Annotated in this window: 3 protein-coding genes; all 3 read left to right on the forward strand. The window is 59.4% G+C overall.

The features are described 5' to 3' along the window. Window positions 1-905: HAD-IC family P-type ATPase (locus NG42_RS19680; RefSeq protein WP_052902419.1), on the forward strand; the 905-nt coding region annotated here is incomplete at its 5' end. A gap of 250 nt (window positions 906-1,155) precedes the next feature. Beyond that, window positions 1,156-2,958 (forward strand): allophanate hydrolase, encoded by a 1,803-nt coding sequence (atzF, locus tag NG42_RS19685; protein ID WP_052902420.1) that lies wholly within the window; start codon window positions 1,156-1,158, stop codon window positions 2,956-2,958. Continuing rightward, window positions 2,951-6,340: urea carboxylase (gene uca, locus NG42_RS19690; protein ID WP_420911325.1), on the forward strand; the 3,390-nt coding region annotated here is incomplete at its 3' end. The genes atzF and uca, both read left to right, overlap by 8 nt.

Here is a 6,340-nt window from a genome sequence, read left to right on the forward strand (position 1 = left end):
AGCAGCTGGCCGACGCCGCCCAGCAGTATGATATTTTTGCCCGCACCAGCCCGGAGCATAAATTGCGCCTGGTGAAAGCACTGCAAAGCCGTAACGAGATTGTCGGCATGACCGGTGACGGGGTTAACGATGCACCGGCACTGAAGCAGGCGGATGTCGGCATTGCCATGGGAATTAAAGGTACTGAAGTGACGAAAGAAGCGGCGGATATGGTACTGACCGACGATAATTTTGCCACCATTGCCAATGCGGTCAAAGAGGGGCGTCGTGTCTACGACAACCTGAAAAAAACCATCCTGTTTATTATGCCGACCAACCTGGCGCAGGGGCTGTTAATTATTATCGCGATGCTGATGGGCAACCTGCTGCCGCTGACGCCGGTACAGATTTTATGGATGAATATGGCCACCTCCGCCACGCTCTCCTTTGGCCTTGCGTTTGAAGCGGCAGAGAAAAATGCTATGCGTCGCCCACCGCGTAATGCGCGTCAGCACGTGATGGATGGCTATGCTATCTGGCGCGTGGCGTTTGTCGGCACCCTGATTGCCATCAGCGCCTTTATGCTGGAAGCCTGGTTGCAACCCAGGGGTTACAGCGTCGAGTTTATCCGCACCGTGCTGTTGCAGACGCTGGTGACGGCACAGTGGGCGTATATGCTGAACTGCCGTAAAACCGATGGCTTCTCACTGACCGCTGGCGTGCTGCGTAATCGTGGCATCTGGATAGTAACCAGCGTCCTGGTGCTGTTACAGCTGGCGATTATCTATCTGCCTCTGATGAATCGCCTGTTTGGCACTACCCCACTGCCACTACTGTTCTGGATTGTGCCGCTACTGGTCGCCGCGATGGTGTTTATTATCGTCGAAATTGAAAAACCGCTGACCCGGAGATGGCGTAAAGCGTAAATCTGCTGTCGGGCGGCGTTCTCGCCGCTCGTGCCGGGGGTGTGCATCCTGCATGCCCCAGAAAGGGAGCCGAGAACGGCTCCCCTGGCAGATGTCGCAAACCCCGCCCTATTTTTGTTCAGGCAATGCTCACTCACTGTGCAGCCCCACAACACCAATCTTAATTAATTCATATAAATCAAAACATTAACTTTTGGCACGCGCTTTGCTCTGTTGAATTCCATCATGTATACCAGATGGAATTCAGACTATGACATCAATAACCGGGTTTACGCTCCAGCAGTGGCAACAACTTTATCAGCAGGATGCAGAGGCAATCGGCGTCACGCTGGAAAATCTGCTGGCAACGCTGTCGACCGACGATACCGCCTGGCTCTATCTGGCGACCCCGGCGCAACTGCGCGCACAAATCACGCCGCTGCTGGCGGCTTACCGTGAAGACCCTGCCTCGTTGCCGCTGTTTGGCGTGCCCTTTGCGGTTAAAGACAATATTGATGTCGCGGGCTGGCCCACCTCTGCCGCCTGCCCGGCGTTTACGTATCAGGCAGAAAACGATGCCGTCGCCGTCGCTCGTCTGAAAGCCGCCGGTGCGATAGTGATGGGCAAAACCAATCTCGACCAGTACGCCACCGGGTTGGTCGGCTGTCGCTCGCCGTTTGGTGCCGTCCCTAACACGTTCGATGCCGCTTACGTCAGCGGCGGTTCCAGCTCCGGCTCTGCCTCGGTGCTGGCACGAGGTCTGGTCGGATTTTCACTCGGCACTGACACCGCCGGATCGGGACGCGTACCCGCCGCTTTTAACAATGTGGTCGGACTGAAACCGACGAAAGGCTGGCTCTCCGCCAGCGGCGTGGTTCCCGCCTGCCGCCTGAATGACACCATTTCCGTCTTTGCACTCACGGTGGAAGATGCATGGATCGTGGCGGATATCGCGGGCGGCTATGACGCCAGCGACGCCTATTCGCGCAGCAATCCGGCACTGGCACCGGCAGCCATGTCAGTCGCGCCGCGCTTCGCCATTCCGGCTACGCCAACCTTCTTTGACGATCGGCAGGCCGAAGGCGCGTGGGAAACGGCGCTGTCCGCCCTGCGCGCGACCGGTGCCAGCCTGCACCCCATCGACTTTACCCCTTTTCAACAACTGGCCGACCAGCTTTACTACGGTCCGTGGGTGGCGGAACGCACCGTGGCAGTAGGCGACATGCTGCAACAACCGGATAATATGGACCCGGTGGTGCATGGCATCGTCGCCAGCGGCGAGCAATACAGTGCGGTGGATACCTTTAAAGCCGAATACCTGCGCGCCGAACTGACGCGCCAGATTCAGCACACCCTGAGTCAGTTTGATGCGTTAGTGGTGCCGACATCCCCCACCATCCATACCCTCGAAGAGATGAAACAGGAGCCGGTGCGCTACAACTCGCAGTTTGGCACCTACACCAATTTCACCAATCTCGCTGACCTCTCAGCGCTGGCGCTGCCTGGGCCGTTCCGCGCCGATGGTTTACCGGCAGGTATCACGCTGGTCGCACCCGCCTGGCATGATCGGGCGCTGGCAACCTTTGGACAGCGCTGGCAGCAACAGCAAGCGCTGACGCTGGGCGCGACCGGAAAAGCCCAGCCTGCTCATCACCTTTCGCTGCCCGATTCGGCGCTGCATGTGCGGGTAGCGGTGGTCGGTGCGCATCTCAGCGGCATGCCGCTCAATCATCAGTTAACCACCCGTCACGCAGTACTGGTGGAAGAGACGCAAACAGCCGCCTGCTATCGCCTCTGGGCGCTGGCGAATACCCAGCCGCCAAAGCCGGGTCTGGCGAAAGCCGGCAGCGGTAAAGCGATTACCGTCGAGCTGTGGGATATCCCGCTGGCGCGCTTCGGTGAGTTTGTCGCAGAAATCCCTGCGCCGTTGGGTATCGGCACCCTGACGCTGGCCGATGGCCGCGCAGTGAAAGGCTTTATTTGTGAACCGGCAGCGCTCAGCGATGCCACTGAGATCACCGAATTTGGTGGCTGGCGTAACTGGCTGACGCGCAAGGAGACAACCCATGTTTAATACTGTTCTGGTGGCAAACCGTGGCGAAATTGCCTGCCGTGCGATTGCTACGCTGAAACGTCTGGGTATTACCAGCGTCGCGGTCTATTCCGATGCCGATAAAAACGCGCAGCATGTGAAAGATGCGGATATCGCTATCGCCCTCGGCGGCGAGAAGCCGGGCGACAGCTATCTGCGCATTGATAAAATTCTCGCTGCCGCACAACAGACCGGCAGCGAGGCGATCTGGCCAGGCTACGGTTTTCTTTCGGAAAGTCTGCCGTTTGCCGACGCCTGTGAAAGCGCGGGTATCGCCTTTGTTGGCCCGACCGCCCACCAAATTGGTGAATTTGGCCTGAAACACCGCGCCCGTGAGCTGGCCGCCGCCGCCGGGGTGCCGATGACACCCGGCACGCCGCTACTGGCTTCGCTGGACGACGCGCTCAGCGCCGCCGAACGCATTGGCTATCCGGTAATGCTGAAAAGCACCGCAGGTGGCGGTGGCATCGGCCTGACTCGCTGTGCCGACGCCGCTGCGCTGAGCACAGCATGGGAGAGCGTACGCCGCCTCGGCGAACAGTTCTTCAGTGATGCGGGTGTGTTCCTCGAACGCTGTATTGACCGCGCCCGCCACGTTGAAGTGCAGATCTTTGGCGATGGCAAAGGTCGGGTGATTGCGCTCGGTGAACGCGACTGTTCGCTACAGCGCCGTAATCAGAAAGTGGTGGAAGAGACTCCGGCACCCAATTTGCCGCAGTCTACCCGCGCCGCATTGCTCGACTCGGCGGTAAAGCTGGGAGAACAGGTGAACTATCGCAGTGCCGGTACCGTGGAATATATCTACGATGCCGAACGCGATGAATTTTTCTTCCTGGAAGTGAATACCCGTTTGCAGGTGGAGCATCCGGTCACGGAATGCGTGACCGGACTGGATCTGGTGGAGTGCATGTTGCGCGTGGCCGCCGATGTACCACTCGACTGGCAGGCGATGACCGCCGCGCCGCAAGGGGCGTCGCTGGAAGTGCGTATTTACGCCGAAGATCCGTTAAAAAACTTCCTGCCCAGCCCCGGCGTATTAACCGAAGTCCACTTTCCGCAAGATGTCCGCGTCGACGGCTGGATCAGCACCGGCACTGAGGTTTCCGCCTTCTACGATCCGATGATCGCCAAGCTGATTGTCCACGCCGACAGTCGCGAAGCGGCGCTGGCGAAGATGCAGCAAGCGCTGAATGAAACCCGGCTGCACGGCATTGCCACTAACCTCGATTATCTGCGTCAGGTTGTCGCCACGGAGGCGTTTCGCACAGGCAAGGTCTGGACCCGCATGCTGGACAGTTTTATCCCTGAAGCCAGAGTGGTTGAGGTGTTACAGCCAGGCACCTGGAGCAGTATTCAGGACTACCCTGGCCGCTTAGGCTACTGGGACATCGGCGTGCCACCATCCGGCCCCATGGATGATTTCGCTTTCCGCCTGGCGAACCGCATTGTTGGCAATGCGGAAGAAGCCGCCGGGCTGGAATTTACCCTGCAAGGCCCGACGCTGCGCTTTCACAGCAATACCCTTATCGCCCTGACCGGTGCCGCCTGCCCGGCCGATATCGACGGCGTGGCGGTCGACTACTGGCAACCGCTGACGGTAAAAGCCGGGCAAACCCTGACGCTGGGTCGCGCGCAGAACGGTTGCCGCACCTATCTGGCGATACGTAATGGTTTTGATGTGCCGGAGTATCTCGGCAGCCGCTCCACTTTCGCCCTCGGCCAGTTTGGCGGGCATGGCGGGCGCACACTGCGCGTCGCCGATATGCTGGCGATTTCACAGCCAGAGCTGGACGCCTGCACCACCCCAGCGCCGGTTAGCGCACCACAGGCGATCGATCCTGCGCTGGTGCCGGAATACGGTGATGAGTGGCGCATCGGCGTGCTGTATGGACCGCACGGCGCACCCGACTTCTTTACCCACGCGTCCATCGACAAATTCTTTGCCAGCGAATGGCAGGTGCACTACAACTCCAACCGCCTCGGCGTGCGTCTGGTGGGGCCAAAGCCGGACTGGACGCGTGCCAACGGCGGCGAAGCCGGTCTGCATCCGTCAAACGTACACGACTGTGAATACGCTATCGGCGCGGTGAACTTTACCGGCGACTTCCCGGTGATCCTGACGCGTGATGGGCCAAGCCTCGGCGGCTTCGTCTGCCCGGTGACCATCGCCAAAGCCGAACTGTGGAAAGTGGGTCAGGTGAAACCTGGCGACCGCATTCGTTTTCACCCGATTAGCTTTGAAGAAGCGCAAGCGCTGGAAAGCGCCCAAAACAGCACAGTTGAAAGCCTGGCTCCCGCGCCGTTAGCCACGTTTGCGCTGCCCTCGCTGGCAGAGTCCTCGCAGGGGTCAGCCACCATTCTGGCGGCGCTTGCCGCCACCGCCTCAACGCCCGCCGCGGTTTATCGTCAGGCTGGCGATAACTATGTGCTGATCGAGTATGGCGACAATGTGCTGGATCTGGCGCTGCGTCTGCGCGTTCACCTGTTAATGAGTGCGATTCAGGCCTGTGCACCACCGGGCGTTGAAGAGCTGTCGCCGGGCGTGCGTTCGCTGCAAGTCCGCTATGACAGCCGCATTCTCGGTCAGAAACAGCTGATTAGCCTGCTGCTGACGCTGGAACAGCAACTGGGCGATGTCAGCGAGATGAAGGTGCCGTCACGCATTATCTGGCTACCGATGGCCTTTGAAGACAGCGCCACGCTGGGCGCGGTAGAACGTTACCAGGAAACGGTACGCACCACTGCACCATGGCTGCCGAATAACGTCGATTTTATCCAGCGCATCAATGGCTTATCGCATCGTGAACAGGTCAGCGAAGTGATCTTTAATGCCAGCTATCTGATTTTGGGTCTTGGCGATGTCTATCTTGGCGCGCCGTGCGCGGTGCCAGTCGACCCCCGTCATCGTCTGCTCAGCTCCAAATACAATCCGGCGCGCACCTTCACTGCGGAAGGCACTGTGGGCATTGGCGGTATGTATATGTGCATCTACGGCATGGACTCGCCAGGCGGTTATCAGCTGGTGGGTCGCACCCTGCCGATCTGGAATAAATTCCTGAAAAACGAGCAGTTCGCCGCCAGCGAACCCTGGCTGCTGCGCTTCTTTGACCAGGTGCGTTTCTACCCGGTCAGCGAAGCCGAACTGGAGGTGCTGCGCGAAGATTTCCGCGAAGGTCGCGCTCAGATCACCATCGAATCCACGGTATTTGATTTCGCCGAGCACCGGCAGTTCCTGGCCGACAATGCGCAGTCTATTGCCGACTTCCGTCAGCATCAGGCCAGCGCCTTTGAGGCTGAAGTCTCCCTCTGGCAGCAGGAAGAAGACGCTGCGCCGCTGACCAGTGAAGAGAATCTCTGCCCGCCG

It is taken from the genome of Winslowiella iniecta (assembly GCF_001267535.1).
In the GTDB taxonomy this organism is placed as follows: domain Bacteria; phylum Pseudomonadota; class Gammaproteobacteria; order Enterobacterales; family Enterobacteriaceae; genus Erwinia; species Erwinia iniecta.